The sequence below is a fragment of the Geodermatophilus sp. URMC 64 genome (assembly GCF_053502555.1).
On sequence record NZ_CP199955.1, the window covers coordinates 2,904,540 to 2,920,865 of the forward strand.

At 73.2% G+C, this 16,326-nt stretch carries 16 protein-coding genes; 5 read left to right on the top strand and 11 right to left on the bottom strand.

Translation table 11 applies throughout. The annotated features are described in order from the left end of the window. The first annotated feature begins 17 nt into the window (after positions 1 to 17). Together ACWIYF_RS14200 and ACWIYF_RS14205 are read left to right on the top strand one after the other, a co-directional pair. Entirely contained in the window at positions 18 to 1,232 is a 1,215-nt protein-coding gene (locus ACWIYF_RS14200; RefSeq protein ID WP_448623473.1) for a multidrug effflux MFS transporter, read from the top strand. 40 nt (positions 1,233 to 1,272) lie between these two features. Continuing rightward, entirely contained in the window at positions 1,273 to 2,295 is a 1,023-nt protein-coding gene (locus ACWIYF_RS14205) for a zinc-dependent alcohol dehydrogenase family protein (protein ID WP_448623474.1), read from the top strand. A gap of 94 nt (positions 2,296 to 2,389) precedes the next feature. On the opposite strand, the gene ACWIYF_RS14210 is transcribed toward ACWIYF_RS14205, so the two are convergent. From ACWIYF_RS14210 to ACWIYF_RS14220, 3 genes are read right to left on the bottom strand one after another with little or no spacing between them, the layout of a single operon-like run. Further along, positions 2,390 to 3,241, bottom strand: coding sequence for an ABC transporter permease (locus ACWIYF_RS14210; RefSeq protein ID WP_448623475.1), 852 nt, complete (start codon positions 3,239 to 3,241; stop codon positions 2,390 to 2,392). Continuing rightward, on the bottom strand, positions 3,241 to 4,002 hold the full coding sequence (locus ACWIYF_RS14215; protein WP_448623476.1) for an ABC transporter ATP-binding protein: 762 nt from the start codon (positions 4,000 to 4,002) through the stop codon (positions 3,241 to 3,243). Before ACWIYF_RS14215 ends, ACWIYF_RS14210 begins: the two co-directional genes overlap by 1 nt. Positions 4,003 to 4,052: 50 nt before the next feature. Then, complete coding sequence (locus ACWIYF_RS14220; RefSeq protein ID WP_448623477.1) at positions 4,053 to 4,574, bottom strand: EXLDI protein; 522 nt, start codon at positions 4,572 to 4,574, stop codon at positions 4,053 to 4,055. A gap of 111 nt (positions 4,575 to 4,685) precedes the next feature. Here ACWIYF_RS14220 and ACWIYF_RS14225 point away from each other — a divergent pair, with 111 nt between their 5' ends. Then, positions 4,686 to 5,414: an enoyl-CoA hydratase/isomerase family protein gene (locus tag ACWIYF_RS14225; RefSeq protein ID WP_448623478.1), complete on the top strand. Its 729-nt coding sequence runs from the start codon at positions 4,686 to 4,688 to the stop codon at positions 5,412 to 5,414. A 60-nt stretch (positions 5,415 to 5,474) separates the two neighbouring features. Here ACWIYF_RS14225 and ACWIYF_RS14230 read toward each other — a convergent pair whose 3' ends face one another. Beyond that, the gene (locus ACWIYF_RS14230) at positions 5,475 to 6,893 is read right to left on the bottom strand and encodes an amidase (RefSeq protein ID WP_448623479.1); all 1,419 of its coding nucleotides are present in this window, start codon (positions 6,891 to 6,893) and stop codon (positions 5,475 to 5,477) included. Between the two features lie 128 nt (positions 6,894 to 7,021). Between ACWIYF_RS14230 and ACWIYF_RS14235 the strand changes: the two genes are divergently transcribed. Beyond that, positions 7,022 to 7,429: a hypothetical protein gene (locus tag ACWIYF_RS14235; RefSeq protein ID WP_448623480.1), complete on the top strand. Its 408-nt coding sequence runs from the start codon at positions 7,022 to 7,024 to the stop codon at positions 7,427 to 7,429. 17 nt (positions 7,430 to 7,446) lie between these two features. Here the strand turns inward: ACWIYF_RS14235 and ACWIYF_RS14240 are convergent, their stop codons facing one another. The 6 genes from ACWIYF_RS14240 to ACWIYF_RS14265 form a co-directional block, all read right to left on the bottom strand. Then, entirely contained in the window at positions 7,447 to 9,042 is a 1,596-nt protein-coding gene (locus ACWIYF_RS14240; protein ID WP_448623481.1) for a thiamine pyrophosphate-binding protein, read from the bottom strand. Positions 9,043 to 9,118: 76 nt separating this feature from the next. After that, a complete protein-coding gene (locus tag ACWIYF_RS14245; protein ID WP_448623482.1) occupies positions 9,119 to 9,970 on the bottom strand; it encodes an enoyl-CoA hydratase in 852 nt (283 codons plus the stop codon). A gap of 143 nt (positions 9,971 to 10,113) precedes the next feature. Continuing rightward, positions 10,114 to 11,067 (bottom strand): glycoside hydrolase family 43 protein, encoded by a 954-nt coding sequence (locus tag ACWIYF_RS14250; RefSeq protein WP_448623483.1) that lies wholly within the window; start codon positions 11,065 to 11,067, stop codon positions 10,114 to 10,116. A 4-nt stretch (positions 11,068 to 11,071) separates the two neighbouring features. Further along, the gene (locus tag ACWIYF_RS14255) at positions 11,072 to 11,383 is read right to left on the bottom strand and encodes a hypothetical protein (protein WP_448623484.1); all 312 of its coding nucleotides are present in this window, start codon (positions 11,381 to 11,383) and stop codon (positions 11,072 to 11,074) included. After that, on the bottom strand, positions 11,380 to 12,201 hold the full coding sequence (locus ACWIYF_RS14260; protein WP_448623485.1) for a hypothetical protein: 822 nt from the start codon (positions 12,199 to 12,201) through the stop codon (positions 11,380 to 11,382). Before ACWIYF_RS14260 ends, ACWIYF_RS14255 begins: the two co-directional genes overlap by 4 nt. A gap of 233 nt (positions 12,202 to 12,434) precedes the next feature. Then, positions 12,435 to 13,424, bottom strand: a complete 990-nt coding sequence (locus ACWIYF_RS14265; protein ID WP_448623486.1) for a patatin-like phospholipase family protein — start codon at positions 13,422 to 13,424, stop codon at positions 12,435 to 12,437. 746 nt (positions 13,425 to 14,170) lie between these two features. Between ACWIYF_RS14265 and ACWIYF_RS14270 the strand changes: the two genes are divergently transcribed. Continuing rightward, positions 14,171 to 14,578 (top strand): cupin domain-containing protein, encoded by a 408-nt coding sequence (locus ACWIYF_RS14270; RefSeq protein WP_448623487.1) that lies wholly within the window; start codon positions 14,171 to 14,173, stop codon positions 14,576 to 14,578. Here the strand turns inward: ACWIYF_RS14270 and pabB are convergent. After that, the gene (pabB, locus tag ACWIYF_RS14275) at positions 14,575 to 16,308 is read right to left on the bottom strand and encodes an aminodeoxychorismate synthase component I (protein WP_448623488.1); all 1,734 of its coding nucleotides are present in this window, start codon (positions 16,306 to 16,308) and stop codon (positions 14,575 to 14,577) included. The genes ACWIYF_RS14270 and pabB overlap by 4 nt on opposite strands. Positions 16,309 to 16,326 lie beyond the last annotated feature (18 nt).

Below are 16,326 nucleotides of genomic sequence, written 5' to 3' on the forward strand. Positions count from 1 at the left end.
CGATCAGCGAAGGAAGCATGACCACCACATTCCCCCGGACCACCCCGCCGGCAGGCGAGCAGGCCGTGGGGCGCGCGCTCGCCGTCGTCCTGAGCCTGCTGACCGTCTTCGGGCCCATCTCGATGGACCTGTACCTGCCGGTGCTGCCGGCGCTCACGGTCGAGCTGCGGTCGGCGACCTCCACCGCGCAGCTGACGGTCACCGCCTGCCTGCTCGGTCTGGCGCTCGGCCAGCTCGTCGCTGGCCCCGTGTCCGACCGCTTCGGCCGCCGCCGCCCGCTGCTGGTCGGCGTCGTCGCCTACGTCGCCTTCTCGCTGCTGTGCGCGGCCGGCCCGACCGTCGAGACGCTCGTCGCCGCCCGGTTCGTCCAGGGCCTCGCGGGTGGCGTGGGGATCGTGATCGCCCAGGCGGCCGGACGGGACCTGTACTCCGCCGGCCGGCTGCTGCGCTACTACGGCCGGCTCACCGTGCTGGGCGGGCTCGCGGCCGTCGTCGGTCCGGTGATCGGCGGGCAGCTGGCCGAGGTCACCGACTGGCGCGGGATCTTCGTCTTCCTCGCGGCGATCGGCGCGGTGATCCTCGTGGCCTGCCTCGCGGTGTTCCGCGAGACCCTGCCGGTCGAGCGGCGCGTCGCCGGCGGGCTGGCGCAGACGGGACGCGACATGCGCCGTCTGCTCTCCGACCGGGTGTTCCTCGGCGCCGTGCTCGTCACCGGCTTCGTCAACGCCGCCCTGTTCGCCTACCTGTCCGGCGCCACCTTCGTGCTGCAGGGCGTCTACGGCCTGTCCCCGCAGGGCTACTCCTACGCGTTCGGGCTGAACTCGCTGGGCTTCATGGTGTTCGGCTTCGCCGCCGGGCGCGTGTCGGAGCGGTGGTCGGAGCGGGGCACGCTGCTGGTCGGGATCGCGATGGTCGTGGCCGGTGCCGGTGGGTTGCTGGCCACCGCGGTGGAGGACCTGCCGCTGGCGGCGGTGATCGTGTCGCTGCTGACGATGGTCAGCGGTGTCGCCGTGACCACCCCGCCGGCCACCTCGCTCGCTCTGGCCGGCTACCCGGACATCGCCGGCACCGCGTCGTCGTTCCTCGGCGTCGCCCGGTTCGCCTTCGGCGGCCTGGCCGCGCCCCTGGTCGGCCTCGGCGCCGGCGTCGCCCCGCTGGCGGCGGTCACCGTCACCGCTGCCGTGCTCGCCGTCCTCGCCTACGCCCGAACCGCCCGGCCCGTCCCCCACTGACCCACTCCCCCACCCATCCCCCGAGAGAGGACATCCACCCATGCGAGGAACCGTTCTGCACGGCCCCGGCGACGTCCGCGTCGAAGAGCGCGAGATGCCGCGGATCGAGAGGCCCACGGACGCGGTCATCCGGCTGGCCGCTGCCTGCGTGTGCGGCTCGGACCTGTGGCCCTACCGCGGCGTCGACGCGGTCAGCGGGCCGCAGCCGATGGGCCACGAGTACGTCGGGATCGTCGAGGAGGTCGGCAGCGACGTCACCACCGTCCGGCCCGGGCAGTTCGTCGTCGGCTCCTTCTTCGCCTCCGACAACACCTGCGAGATCTGCCGGGCCGGCTACCAGTCCCGCTGCGCCCACGGGGAGTTCGCCACCCCGACCGGTGCGCAGGCGGAGTACGCCCGGATCCCCCTGGCCGACGGCACCCTCGTCGCCACCCCGGGCATGCCGGACGACGACCTCGTCCCCGGTCTGCTCGCCGCCTCCGACGTGCTCGGCACCGGCTGGTTCGCCGCCGTCGCGGCCGAGGCGGGGCCGGGCCGGACCGTCGCCGTCGTCGGCGACGGCGCGGTCGGCCTGCTCGGCGTGCTGGCCGCCCAGCAACTGGGCGCCGAGCGGATCATCGCGATGAGCCGGCACGAGCCGCGCCAGGAGCTGGCGCGCGAGTTCGGCGCCACCGACATCGTCGTCGAGCGCGGCGACGAGGGTGTCGCCCGCATCAAGGAGCTCACCGGCGGCCTGGGCGCGCACTCGGTCATCGAGGCGGTCGGCACCCAGGAGTCGATGCTGCAGGCCATCCGCGCCACCCGGCCCGGTGGCCACGTCGGCTACGTCGGCGTCGCCCACGACGTGGCGCTGCCCGGCGAGGAGCTGTTCTTCTCCGGCGTGCACCTGCACGGCGGCCCCGCGCCGGTCCGCCGCTTCCTGCCCGACCTGATCGAGCTGATCTGGAACCGGACCATCGACCCGGGGAAGGTCTTCGACCTCGAGCTGCCGCTCGAGCAGGCCGCCGAGGGCTACCGGGCGATGGACGAGCGCCGCGCCATCAAGGCCCTGCTGCGTCCCTGAGCGACGGCCACGGAGGGTTCGCCACCTCCGGGCGCGACCCGCGGACGACGACGCCCGCCCCGTGCACGAAACGGGGCGGGCGTCGTCGCGATCGTCAGGTGACCGGCCGGGGACGGCGGTAGGCGGACCGGGCCCACAGCCAGCCCACCACGGCCAGGCCCAGGCTCCAGGCGATCGCCGTCCACACCGTCGACGCCTCGACGGACGTGCCGGCCAGGAGCCCGCGGACGGTCTCGATGATCGGCGTGAAGGGCTGGTACTCGGCGAACACGCGGACCGCGGTGGGCATGGTGTCCACCGGGACGAAGCCGCTGCCGAAGAAGGGCAGCAGCATCAGGATCATCGGGGTGTTGGACGCTGACTCCACCGTGCGGGCCGACGCCCCCATCGCCACGGTCAGCCAGGTGAGCATGAGGCCGAAGAGGACCAAGAAGCCGGCGAGCCCCAGCCACCCGAGCGCGTCCGCGCCGGGCCGGAAGCCCAGCAGGACGGCCACGCCCAGGACTGCGCCACCGGCGAGGAGCGTCTGCACCACCGCCCCGACGACGTGCCCGCCCAGCACCGCCACCGGGGCGACCGGCATGCTGCGCAGCCGGGTGACGATGCCACCGGTCATGTCCATGGCGACGGTGATCGCGGTGGCCTGCGCGATGGCGGCCGCGGTGACCACCAGGATCGCCGGCGTGATGTAGTCCAGGTACGCCGAGCGCCCCGCCGCGCCGGGCGTGACGCCGGCGGCCACCCCGGCGCCGAACGCCCCGCCGAACACGTAGACGAACAGCAGCAGGAGCACCACAGGCATGGCCACCAGCTGCACGCTCAGCGAGGGGTAGCGGACCATCCGCAGCAGGCTGCGACGCGTCATCGTGACCAGGTCGCGGGCGGCGCGGGCGGGGGCCGAGGGCGCCGCCGGGATCTGCACCGGGGTGGCAACGGTGGCGGTCATCACGCCACCTCCTTCACGTCGGACTCGGGGGTGGTCAGCGCGAGGAAGACGTCATCGAGCGAGCCGGCGTCGTGGGCGGCCTTGAGGCCGGCGGGGGTGTCGTGGGCGACCAGGCGGCCACCGTGCAGGACGGCGACGGAGTCGGCGAGCTGATCGGCCTCGTCCAGGTACTGGGTGGTCAGGAGCAGGCTCACGCCGTCGGCCACGAGGGTGCGGACCTGGTCCCACAGATCGCGCCGGGCGCGCGGGTCCAGGCCGGTCGTGGGCTCATCCAGGAAGACGACCTGCGGCCCGCCGACGAGCGTCATGGCCAGGTCGAGCTTGCGGCGCATGCCACCGGAGAGCTGCTGGGCCTGCTTGCGGACGGCGTCGGCCAGGCCGAAGCGGTCGATCAGCTCCGCCGCGCGGCGGCGGCCCTCCCGGCGGGGCAGGTGGAACAGGTCGGCCATCAGCCGCAGGTTCTCGGTCACGGTGAGCAGAGGGTCGACGGCCGAGAGCTGGCCGGTCACCCCGATCAGCCGCCGAACGGCCTGCGGCTCGCGGGCGACGTCGTGGCCCAGGACGCGGGCGGTGCCGCCGTCGGCGGGCAGCAGCGTGGCCAGGACCGAGACGGTGGTGGTCTTGCCGGCCCCGTTGGGACCCAGCAGCGCGGTCACGGTCCCGGCGGGCACCGTGAGGTCCAGGCCCTCGAGCACGGTCTGGTCGCCGTAGCGCTTGGCGAGCCCGGCGACCTCGATCGCCGGGGTGGGACTGGTGGGCATGCTCGCTCCTTGCGACGCGTACCGGGGAGCTCCCGGCGGCGCCGGGAGCGTCAGATGTCGAGGTCCTCGACCTCGGGTTGGGTGGCGTGGTCCTTCACCAGCGCGGCCAGCTCGGCCGGGACCGCCACCTCCAGCTCGTCGAACGTCTCGAAGACATCGAGCGAGGAGTGGGCGGGGGTCTCGCCCCACTGCTGGTCGGCGGAGAAGTGCTTGCGCCAGCCGGTCAGCTGGCCGTCCTTGCCGGCGGACCACACGAACCCCTTGGGACGGGCCACGTGGACGGCGAACTTGCCGGCGCGGGTGCGGTAGACGCGGTAGCGCTCCTGACTGCCGTTGCTGTCGGTCCGGTTCCAGTCGACGAGCTGCACGCCCTGGAACCGCTGCAGCTTCCCCGGCGCCACGCCGACCCGGACGGTGATCTCCTCGAACCCCTCCAGGCGCCCCTCCTCGACCTCGACCAGCCGGCGCAGAGCCTTGGAGATGGCCGCGGAGAGGTTGCCCCCGGTGAGCTCCTGCGCGCGCTGGAACACAGGCAGGTCGGCGTCGGAGACATAGATCGTCTTGTTCGGCACGGGGCCATCGTAGCCACGCAGCGAGTATACGCATACATGTACGTATAGCAAGCCGATGCGCGGCAGGCCCTCGTCGTCCGGCAGGACACCGGCTGCGTGGATGATGGGCCGATGCTGGTCACCGAGGACCGGGGCGACGTCGCCGTCCTTCGAATCGAGCACGGCCGGGTCGGCGCCCTCGACGTGGGGCTGCTCGACGCGCTCACCGAGGCCGTCACCGCATCCGACCGGGCGCTGGTCATCACCGGCAGCGGGTCGTCCTTCTCCGCCGGGGTGGACCTGCGCCGGATCCTGGACGGCGGCCGGCCGTACACCGAGGAGCTCCTGGCGGCGCTGTCCCGCACGTTTCGCGCTGTGTTCGACCATCCGCGGCCGACGGTCGCCGCGGTCAACGGGCATGCGATCGCCGGTGGCTGCGTGCTGGCCCTGGCCTGCGACCTGCGGCTGATGTCGGGCGGACGGATCGGGCTGGCCGAGCTGGCGGTCGGTGTGCCGTTCCCGACGGCCGCCCTGGAGATCGTCCGGCACGCGCTCGGCCCCCGTGCCGGCCAGGTGCTGCTCGGCGCGCAGATCGAAGGCCGCGAGCGGGCGCTCACCCTGGAAATGGTCGACGAACTCGCCGAACCCGGCGAGCTGCTGCAGCGGGCGGTCGCGGTGGCCACCGAGCTGGCCGCCCGATCGCCGGAGTCCTACCGCCTGGCCAAGGTCGCACTCCACCGCCCCGCGAACGCCGCGATGGAGGCGACCGCCGCCGACGACGCGGCCGTCCTCGCCGGCTGGGCTTCCGACGACACCCGGCACCGGATCGAGGCCGCGCTCGCGGCGCTGGCCCGGCGCTAGCCGTCCTGACCGCCGGAGCGAGCTGGAGGCCGAACAGGCCGACCCGGCCTTTGCTTGGCGTCATCCACCGTTGACGAACGGGTCGACGGGCACGGGGAGACCCACGGCGGCCTGGATGACCTCGGCGGCGTCGAGAGCGCGGTCGTCGCGGAACGGTGCGGCCATGCACTGCACGCCGATCGGCATGCCGTCGACCAGGCCGCCGGGCGTGGCCGCGGCGGGCAGACCCAGCAGGTTGGCCGGCATGACCGGCCGGAGCAGCTCGGTGGCGGCGACCGCGTTCTGCTCGGACTCGGCGTCCCACCCGTGCCGGAAGGCCGGCTGGGCCCAGATCGGCGAGAGGATCACCGGGTACTCCGTGAAGAAGTCACCCCACGCGCGCGCCAGCCGGCGCCGGCGGACGAACGTGTCGACGTAGGCCTCCAGGTCCAGGCGCGGCTCGCTGTCCAGGACCGCGGTGAGGAAGCGCTGCGCGGTCTCCCCCATGATCTGGGAGAGCACCGGCTGCAGGGTGCGCAGCTCGGTGAAGAGGAATGCGTGCCACAGCTCGATGGCGATCTCGTAGTCCGGCGGGGTCACCTCGGCGACCTCGTAGCCGGCGGCGGCCAGGTGCGCACCGGCCTGCCGGACGACCTCGGACACGCGGGGGTCCGTGCTGCCCCCGGGCGGCTCGGGCAGCATGGCGACCCGGACCGGGCCACCGGAGTCGGGGAAGGCCAGCGGTGCGGGCACCGACGCCGGATCACGCCGGTCCGGCCCGTTCATGATCTGCAGGCCCAGGCGGACGTCGGCGATGTCGCGGGCCATCGGGCCGTTGACCGCCATGAGCTGGAACGACAGCGGCCCGTCCTCCGGCGGGATCGCGGTGGCGTGCGGTACCCGGCCGGTCGTCGGCTTGAGCGAGGAGATCCCGCAGCAGTGCGCCGGGTTGCGCAGCGACCCGCCGATGTCGTTGCCGGCGCCGAGCGGGGACATGCCCGAGGCGAGCGCCGAGGCCTCGCCACCGGACGAGCCGCCCGCGGTGAGGTCGGGGTGCCACGGGTTGCGGGTCAGGCCCCACAGGCTGCAGTCGGTGGAGATCCGCAGGCCCATGTCGGGCAGGTTGGTGCGCCCGATGACGATCGCCCCCGCGGCACGCAGACGCTCCACCAGCGGCGCATCCACCGGCGCCACCGCCTCCCGCAGCGCGACCACGCCGTTGGTGGTGGGAGTTCCCGCGACGTCGATGTTCTCCTTGATCGTCACCGGCACGCCGTGCAACGGCCCGAGCTCGCCGTCACCGGTGGCCGTCCGCTGATCGGCTCGCTTGGCCGCCTCCAGCGCCTGGTCGGCGAGGACCAGCACCACGGCGTTGAGCTGGGGGTTGACCGCCTCGATCCGCTCCAGATGCGCCTCCACGACCTCCACGGAGGAGACCTGGCCGGAACGGATCGACTCCGCGAGCTCGCTCGCGCTCCTGCGCCACAGTTCGTCCGCCATGTCGCCTCCCTGTCTCGCGGTGCGCGGACCGTACTGCTCCCCCGGCCACCGGGAAAGGCCCGGACCACCGCCGGCCGGACCGTCGAGCAGGCACCCGGCCGGGGCCAGGGATGACGCAGGATGGTGGCGTGCTCTCGGTCGCGCTGGCCCGCGCCCTGCGCGACGCAGGGCTGCAGTGGACACCCGCCCGCGGCGACAGCTTCGTCATGCCCGACCGGGAGATGGACTCCGAGGTCTTCGTGCTCTCGGACATGACGATCGAGGTCCACCAGTTCCCCACCGGGCCGGTCATCGGCTTCAACGGCACGACCGAGTGGGCGCTGGACTCGGTCGAGCAGTCCGAGGTGCTGTGGGTGCCGGCCGAACACCAGCTGCGTGAGCTGCTCGGCGATGCGTTCGCCGGACTCGCGCCGACCGGCGACGGCTACCGGGTCACGCTCCGGGTCGACGGCGCGACGAGCGGGCACACCGGTTCGGACGCGGCCGAGGCCTACGCCCTGGCGCTGCTCCACCTGCTGCGGTCGCGGCGCGCCTGAGCAACTGCGGCAGGTCCTCAGCCGCCCGCCCGGTACCAGCGCGGGGAGGTGTTCGGCGGTGGGGTGAACCGCTCCTGGAGGACGAGGAGCGACGGCCCGCCGGAGCCGATGCCCTCGGCCAGCGCCGGCCCGAGCTCGCCGACGCCGACGCGGCGGGCCGGAACCCCGAACGACCGGGCGAGGGCGACGAAGTCCGGCGGGTCGAGGTCACAGCCCACCGGCTGCTGACCGTGACGGGTGAAGTCGTAGCGCAGCATGCCGTAGCCGCCGTCGTCGACGAGCACGACGGTCACCGGCAGCCGCTCCTGGGCGGCGGTGGCGAGGTCGCCGCAGGCGTACAGGAAGCCGCCGTCGCCGACCAGGGCCACGGTCGGGCGCCCGGACAGCGCCGCCCCCAGGGAGGCCGGGAAGCCGAAGCCGAGGGTTCCCCAGCCCACCGGATAGGCCAGCCCGCGCGGGAACTGCACCCGGCCCCAGCCGCCGTACCAGTAGCCGGGGATGCACATGTCCGCGACCACCACCGCCGACGGCGGCAGCCCCGACTCGAAGGCCTCGAGGAAGGCGACCTCCGGGCCGGCGTAGGCGGATCGCCCCTCCGGCCGGCACCACCACCGGCCCCGGGGCTCGGCCGGCAGCCGGCCCAGCAGCGCCCGCAGCGCGTCGGCGGCGTCGGACTGCACCCAGACGTCCGGCGGATAGGTCACCGGCTCGGCGAGGTCCACGGTCACCAGCCGCGGTGGGCGCGGCTGGCGGAAACCCTGCGTGTTCATCGCGTCGAGGTCGCTGGCGACGACGAGGACGACGTCGGCGCCGTCCCAGAGCTCCCCCGCCTCCCGGGCGTGCGGCGGCAGCGGCACGAGCTCGGGCGCGTCGGGGGGCAGCAGGCCTCGCCCTCCGTAGGAGGTCAGCACGGGGGCGCCCAGCCGCCGGGCAACGGCGGCCACGAGGTCGCCGGCTCCCGAGGCGGTCGCCCCGCCGCCGGCCCAGACCAGAGGACGGCGGGCAGCGGTCAGCGCCGCGACGGCGTCGTCCGGCAGCGGAGGCCCGGGCTCGGGTTCGGTGGGGACGGAAGCCTCCGCCGCCGCGTCGGGCTCGGGGACCTGCGCGGAGAGCAGATCGGTGGGGATCTCGAGGTACACCGGCCGCCGGGGCGCCGCCATCGCCGTCCGCCCGGCCCGCACAGCGGTGGCGAACAGCTCCTCGGCCCGCTCGACCCGCAGCACCGCCTTCGTGACCGGGCGGAAGAACCCGGCCTGGTCCACGGTCTCGTGCAGCACGCCGCGGTAGATCCCGGGCCGCCGCTCGGTGGTGGGGACGTCGGTCGCCACCACGAGCACCGGCGAGTGGGAGGCCCAGGCCTCGCCGGTCGCCGTCACCGCGTTCGCGGCACCCGGGCCAGTGGTGGTGACCGCCACCCCGAGCCGGCCCGTCGCCCGCGCGTAGCCGTCGGCGGCATAGGCCGCCGTCTGCTCGTGCCGGACCCCGATCAGCCGGATACCGCTGCCGGGGAAGGCCCGCCACGCCGCCAGGTTGTGCACCCCGGGCAGCCCGAAGGCCACGTCCACCCCGAGCGCCTGCAACGCGGCGACCAGCGCCTCCCCGCCCGTGGCCATCTCCCGACCTCCCGTGGCCGCAGCGATCCCGGCCCGGCGACGGTATCGGGCGGGCCGCGGACGCCCGCTCCGGACTTCAGGAGGGTGGGGAGCTGAGCTCCCGGATGATGGCTGCGCCGTCGGGATCGATGGTGACGCCGTGCAGCTCGCGGTTGTGCGAGTGCCCCAGTTGGTGCAGCGAGAACGCGGACTGGACCGCGGACCACTGACCCTGTGCGTCCAGCGACTGGTTCACCGCCTGCTTGGCCAGCTTCAGGCCCATCGACGGCATCCGCGCGATCCGCCGGGCGATCCTCAGCGCCTCGGCGTCCAGCTCGGCCGGGTCGACGACGTGGTTGACCATGCCGAGTCGGCAGGCTTCGTCGGCGTCGACCGCGCCGCCGGTGAAGAGCAGCTCCTTGGCCTTGCGCCCGCCGAACTCCCAGGCGTGCAGGAAGAACTCGTGGCCGTTGACGCCGAATGCCACGACCGGGTCGGAGAAGCTGGCGTCCTTCGCGGCGATGATCAGGTCGCAGCTCCAGGCCAGCATGAGGCCGCCGGCGATCGTCCTGCCCTGCGTGGCCGCGATCGTCGGCTTGGGGAAGTTGCGCCACCGCCAGCACAGCCCGAGGAACAGCTCCTCCTCGACGGCCATGTACCCCTCCGCGCCGGGCAGGGCGAAGCCGCCCCAGCAGCCGACGGGCCTGTCGGCGGAACTCACCGTCCACTCGGCGAACAGGTCGTGCCCGGCGGAGAAGTGCGGTCCGTCGGCGGCGAGGATGACCACCTTCACCTCGTCGTCCTGGGCGGCCAGGTCGAAGGCGTCGTTGAGCTCGTAGAGCATCCGGGGATCCTGGGCGTTGCGAGCCTCCGGCCGCGCCAGCACGATCCGCATGACCGCTGCCTCCGGGCGTTCCACCCGCACCCTCGCCGCGTCCTGCTCGCTCACCACACGCCTCCCATCGCCGCGCTCAGATCCGTCACTCGAGTGAGTATTCGGTCGCAGGCGCCGGCCACGAAGTCCGACGTCGTCGGCTCGGATTCGCTTCCCGTCACCGCGCGGCGCGGTGGTGGCCCCGGGTGAGGGACACCTCACGGGCTCTCGTCAGGCGAGCCCGGGTCACCCGACGGCAGCGGGATGTCAGCCGTCAGCGGCAGGGGTACACCGAAGTCGGGACGACCGTCGGGATGCCACGCCAGGCGCTGGGCACGTCCGGTCCGGCCTTCGTACGTGTACCGGTCGGTGGTCTTCGCGTGGTAGACGAACCAGTCCTCCGTGCCGTCAGGGGACGTGAAGAAGCCGTTGTGGCCCGGACCGTAGACCCCGTGACGAGCAGCACTCCGGAACACCGGATCGGGATGCTGGTGCCATGTCCTCACATCCGTCAGGTCGTCGGTCTCGTCAGCGCTGAGCATGCCCATGCGGTAGTCCGGCGTGCCGGTGTCGCACGCCGAGTAGACCAGGAAGACCTTGCCGTTCCTCCGCAGACAGACCGGCCCCTCCCTGATGTCGGTGCAGCCGAACCCGCTGGCCGGTATGTGCACGCGCTCGCCGACCAGTCGGCAGGGGTTGGCCATCCGGGAGACGAAGAGGACGTGACCGGGCCAGCCGGCCCAGAAGAAGTAGAGATCTCCGGTGGGGAGCTGGAGGGCGCTCCCGTCGATGGCGTAGTACTGGTTGTCGGGATCGGTGTTGAGGCGTGTCCGGTACTCGAACGGGCCGAGTGGCGTGTCCCCCGTGCTCTCCAGGACGTGCATGCGGTGGTTGAGATGATCATCGGCGTCGGAAGCCGTGTAGTAGAGGTACCAGCGAGGCCCGTCCGGCCCGTCGAGCAGCTGCAGCTCCGGGGCCCACAGCATGGCGCTCCGGGTCGGCTCCGTGTCGCGCCAGACGACGACGGGCTCCGTCGTGGACAGGTCGCCGAGGCTGGCCGCCTTCGTGACCGCGATGTGGTCGTGTGAGGTGCCCGTGGCGTAGTAGAAGCCCTCGTGGTGCACGACCCACGGATCAGGGTTCTGGCCTATCGGATTCCGGAACGTCCGCACGTCGTCAACCGTCGAGCTCCAGTGCCGTGGGGCACGGCGCGGGCACGGCGCAGGACGGGCAGCGGCCGTCGGCACCCGCGGGCGCGTGCAGCAGCCGGACCCGCGACAGCCGGGACAGCAGCGGGGCGCGGAGGAACGGCGTGGCCGACGTGACGGCGGCGTCCGCGAGCGGCGGGACACCCCTGCCGGTGAGCCGCAGCGGATCGAGCCCGGCGTCCTGCAGCCCGGCCGCGGCCGCCCCCACCGCGTAGCCGTGGGCCTGTTCCAGATCGGTGGCCAGCCGCGTCGGGCGGCCCAACGCGCGCCAGCCGCTCACGCCGGCTCCTCCGCCTGGTCCGCTGCCTCGGCCGTGCCCACGGAGTCCAGCAGCTCCGCCATGGAGGCCGCGATGACGTCCCACTCCTGCCGCTCGTGCAGAGTTCGGCAGCGGCGATCGCGGGCCGCCAGGTCCTGCCGCACCACCGCCCGGCATGCCGTCGCGAAGCTGCGGCCGTCGTCGGCCACGTGCACCACGTCACCGTAGTCCGCGACGACGTCCGGCACCGGGGTCGAGACGACCGGTAGCCCGGCCGCCAGGTACTCCAGGGTCTTGGTAGGGCTGATGACCGCGTGGCCTCGTTGAGCGCAAACGGCATGAGCGCGACGTCGAACCCGGCCCATGACCTCGGGGAGCCTGACCTCGGGGAGCCGCTCGTACGCGGCCATGCCCGGGTACTCGGGGTTCCCGGCGCGCGGCAGCATCCCCGGATCGATCTTGGCGACCGGCCCGACGAGCCGGATCGTCCAGTCGGGGAGCTCGTCGGCCAGTTCCGCGAGCAGTTCGAGGTCGAGCCGCTCGTCGAGCACTCCGACGTAGCCGGCCACCGGTCGCTCGTGTGGCCGTCGCAGTGCCCGGCTGGAGGCGAAGTGCTCCCGCTCGACCCCGCTCCTGAACAGGTGCACGCCCTCCCGCCGCTGCCGTTGCACCGACCGGTGCAGGGACGGCCCGCCGGTGAAGACGACGTCGGCCTCCGCCAGCAGCCGCCGCTGCCGCAGCACCAGGCCCTCCGGCGCGTCGAGGAAGGAGGCGAGGTCGTCCATGACGTCGTAGACCACCCGGCCGGGCGTGAGCCGGTGGGCCAGGACGAGCGCCATGGGGGTGTACAGCCACCGGAAGCCGGCCGGCCGGCGCAGATCCTGCTGTCGCCGAGACCGGGGAAAGCACTCGGGGGCCGTGCCGGATTCCTCCGGACACGGCCGCGGCCTGCGTTTGCCGCTGTCGGGCCGACAGGAAGTGAAAAAGAGTAGCGACAGGCACGTCGCTCCCATCGGCCATCCGGGACATGCACAGGTGTCGGTACGCCTGACGAATCGGCCGAGTGCAGGCGTCAGCGCCAGAATGCGGTGAGCCGCTCGGCCAGCGCTCTGCCCTGGTCGTAACCGGCTCGAGCGGCGGGCGGACGCATAGAGAAATCCATCGCATTGGCGCCGAACAGGTGCTCGGAGTTGCTGTCCGGGAAGATCGTTTCGACTCGGCTGCCGCCTGCGCGTAGCTCGTCGACCTGTGCTGCCACATGGGTGCCCCACTCCCGCGGGTGCCGCGACCTGCCGCCCAGTGGTGCCAGCACCAGCACCCGCTCGTAGCCGGCTGCCAGGTCGGCGTTCTCGACGGAGCGGTAGCCGCCGTCGATGTACAGGCGGTCACCGATCCGGTAGGGAGGTCCCCCGGCCGTGCTGGCGGCGACGGCGTCCACGAGGTCGACCCCGCTGTGACGGTCGAACACGATCGGTTCCCCCGTGTGGGCATCGACCACGGTGATCTGCACTGCGCGTTGCGGCCAGCTCTGGCTGGGCAGCCGGGCAGCGACCGTGGCGCGCCACCGCGCCGACCACGAGCCGTCCGACGCCGCGTCCGTTTCCAGCGCCGCCGCACCCATCCTGCGGCGCATGTCGGCCGCATCGCCGGCGGTGGCGATGATCCGGCTCGTCCTCTCCAGGTGGTCGGCCACCGGTCCGGCGGGAGCGCGTCCACCGGATCCCGCCGGACCCGTCCGAGGCGGGGACGCAGAGGAGAGGACGGCCGCGAGCAGCTCGGTCGGGGTCGCACCGGTGATCTGGGCCGCGGCCGTCGATCCGGCCGACGTCCCGATGATCAGATCGGCCTCGGTCACGTCCGATCCGGCATCGAACAGGCCGGCGATGATGCCGATCAACCACGCGTTGCCCGTCGATCCGCCGCCGCCGAGGACCAGGGCTCGCTCCCCCGCGGCGGGCGCCCGCCGCGGGGCGTGGATCTGCGGCCGATCCTGGTCGGACCGCGGCCGCTCGGAGGCCGTCGTCGAGGTGACGTGCGAAGGGAAAGAAGGTGGTGCGTTCAAGGGAGTCGCCTCTCGCGAATTGCCTGGCGGGGCGCTCCCGGTGGCGACTACCTCAGTCGCGCGATCGTGAGCTGCAGGGAGCACCCACTGCGGACACTGCGTTCATGGGTCTCACCTCCTGCCGATGGGTCACGATCGCCGGAACGATCGCACAGCGGCGACGCGGCGGGCAACCGACATCCGTGGCCTGTTGAGGGGCTCGATGGCTGCTTGACCTGCCCCGACGGGATCGAGGGGCCGGCTCATGACGTTGACCCCCCAGTCACATTCGAGAGGTTCGCGCCGGTTTGCGGAGTGATATCTGCCCAGGTCAGCGGCTGGTCGCGGCCGTCACCGTCCGGTCCGATTCGCCGCCGTTCGCAGCGCGTTGCCGTACCGGTTGTGTAGGTCTCCCCCGCGGTCGGGCGTGTCACTCCGATGCCAGGTTGTCTGCCGTTGATCCGCGGACTGTCGGACACCCTCGTGTCCAGAAGAGATGCAGCCGATCCTGCGATTGACCAAGAATGCACGGCACCGGGGCTTGTGACCTGTCTTTCTGCGCGTCGCCACCAGAACCCGCGAGAGGCGGTGGATGGCCGCTCGGTTCCTCCGATGGTCGAGATCGGCGGCCTTCAGTTCGTCCAGAGTCGAGCACGGCAGAGTGGCGCAGGGCCATCGTGTGCTGTGGCCGCCCGCGAGAACACCGGCACGGCCTCGCTGACCACCACACGATCGCCCCTTGCGTGGTCCTGGCCAAGGAGGAACGGATGCCACCCGAGCTGTACGCCGCTGGTCCCCTGACGGGCCGGCCCGGCCGGCCGCGCTCCCACGCGTTCATCGCTCCGCAGCCCGGGGGCTGGTCCCAGGTCGCCCTGATGGAGTGGGAGCTGACGGGCGAGTCCTGGTCGGATGAGCACCCGCACGATGAGTACAACTACGTCCTGGACGGGCTGCTCGTCGTCTCCTGCGACGGCCGGACCGTCGAGGTGCCGGCCGGGAGCGTGGTGCGCGTTCCCGCGGGGACGACGGGTCACTACTCAGCCCCCACCCATGCCCGGATGCTCGCGATCTACGGGCCGAACCCGCGGGGCGAGGCGAGTTCGCTCCACGGGCTGTCCAGGCTGCCCGGCGGTACTCCTTCACCGCACCCGGGAGCGCCGCAGCCCGAGGTCTAGCTCGCTCCCGTCACCACCGGGCGCTCCAGCACGGCCGCGGCGCGCGGCTCCGCCCGGCCCAGCGTCGCGTCCCGCCAGCCGCGCAGCGAGCTGACGACCGCCACCCCCTGCGCCCGGTCCAGGTCCTCGGCCCGGAGCGCCCGCTCGTGGAGCAGCCCCAGCTCCAGCAGGCGCGCCCGCTCGACGCCGGGGAGGCACCCGGACTCCACCGGCGGCGTCCACCACCGCCCGCCGAGCTTCACCGCGAGCGTGGCGCGGGTGGCCTCCGTCAGCTCTCCGCGCGTGTTCACCATGATCACGTCATCGACGTCGGGCCGCCGCTCGCGTCGCCGGTCGTACGGCTCCCGCACGGTCGTCTTGTGGAAGAGCGACCAGTCCTGCGGATCGACCGGCTCGTCGTCGACGGCGAGCAGGACCCGGCCGGGCAGCAGCGGCGGCAGCGGCTCGATGTCGACCCCGAGCGCTCCCGTGCGCGCCAGCCGGAGCCGGACGCGTGCGGCCCGACAAGCATCCAGCCGCGAGCTCAGGACCTCGCGCACGGCCATCGGATCGAAGGGGAATCCCAGGTGCTCGGCGGACTCCGCGAGGCGCCGCAGATGGCGGTCCCGGTTCCGGAGGCCGTCCTGCGGGTCGTGGCGCATCGTCTCCAGCAACTCGAAGTCCCGCGGCCGGGCCCGCAGAACTGCCGCCTTGGTGAGCACCTCGGCGTGCTCGGCCGCGGCGTCGGAGCCCCAGGTGATGCCGCCCCCGGTGCCGTACACGGCGTCGCCCGTGGCCGTGTCCACCACGGCCGTGCGGATCGCCACGCCGAAGCGGGCCCGGACCGGCGCGTCCGGCGGCCCGACCAGACCGATGGCTCCGCAGTAGACGCCGCGGGGGCTCGTCTCGACGGAGCGGATGATCCCCATGGAGCTGGCCTTGGGCGCTCCGGTGACCGAACCGCACGGGAACAGCGCGCGGAACAACTCCACCAGACCGGTGCCGGGCCGCAGCCGGGCGGTGACGTCCGAGGTCAGCTGGAGCACCGTCTCGTACCGCTCGACGGTGAACAGCGCCGGCACGTCGACGCTGCCGATCTCGGCGACCCGGGCGATGTCGTTGCGCATGAGGTCGACGATCATGACGTTCTCGGCCCGCTCCTTGGCGCTGGAACGGAGCTCGTCGGCCAGGCGACGGTCCTCGTCCCGGTGCCGTCCCCGCGGCGCCGTCCCCTTCATGGGGCGGAGCACCACGTGGTCACCCCGGCGCTCGAAGAACAGTTCCGGGCTGGCGCTGGCCACGACGAAGCGGCCGAGGTCGAGGTAGGCGTTGTGGGCCCCGCGCTGGCCGAGCGCGAGGTCCCGGTACACGGCGAAGGGGTCGCCGGCCACGCACCCGGCCATGCGCACGGTCAGGTTGCACTGGAACGTGTCCCCGGCGGCGATCCGCTCCCGGATCCGGGCGACGCCGGCGGCGTGCTCCTCCGCCGTCCACATGGGCTGCCACCGAGCGGTACCGGTTGGCCGACCCCGTGCCTCGGCCGTGTCGAGCGGCGGCACCGGGACCGGCTCGTCGCAGATGCCGAACCAGGCCAGGGGCATCCCCATGGACGTGGACGGGTGCACCGAGAGCTGCGGATCCAGCCCGGCGGCCGCCTCGTAGGCGACGTACCCGAACGCCCACCGGCCGGCGTCCGTGGCCCGCTCGACCTCGGCCAGCAGGGGGACGACCTCACCGGGACGGTCGGCCACCAGGACCCGGTCCGGAGC

Bases quoted from the DNA above. Each gene is read 5' to 3' on its own strand.
- ACWIYF_RS14200 (WP_448623473.1), top strand. From the start codon at position 18: ATGACCACCACATTCCCCCGGACCACCCCGCCGGCAGGCGAGCAGGCC.
- ACWIYF_RS14205 (WP_448623474.1), top strand. From the start codon at position 1,273: ATGCGAGGAACCGTTCTGCACGGCCCCGGCGACGTCCGCGTCGAAGAG.
- ACWIYF_RS14210 (WP_448623475.1), bottom strand. From the start codon at position 3,241: ATGACCGCCACCGTTGCCACCCCGGTGCAGATCCCGGCGGCGCCCTCG.
- ACWIYF_RS14215 (WP_448623476.1), bottom strand. From the start codon at position 4,002: ATGCCCACCAGTCCCACCCCGGCGATCGAGGTCGCCGGGCTCGCCAAG.
- ACWIYF_RS14225 (WP_448623478.1), top strand. From the start codon at position 4,686: ATGCTGGTCACCGAGGACCGGGGCGACGTCGCCGTCCTTCGAATCGAG.
- ACWIYF_RS14230 (WP_448623479.1), bottom strand. From the start codon at position 6,893: ATGGCGGACGAACTGTGGCGCAGGAGCGCGAGCGAGCTCGCGGAGTCG.
- ACWIYF_RS14240 (WP_448623481.1), bottom strand. From the start codon at position 9,042: ATGGCCACGGGCGGGGAGGCGCTGGTCGCCGCGTTGCAGGCGCTCGGG.
- ACWIYF_RS14260 (WP_448623485.1), bottom strand. From the start codon at position 12,201: ATGGCGCTCGTCCTGGCCCACCGGCTCACGCCCGGCCGGGTGGTCTAC.
- ACWIYF_RS14270 (WP_448623487.1), top strand. From the start codon at position 14,171: ATGCCACCCGAGCTGTACGCCGCTGGTCCCCTGACGGGCCGGCCCGGC.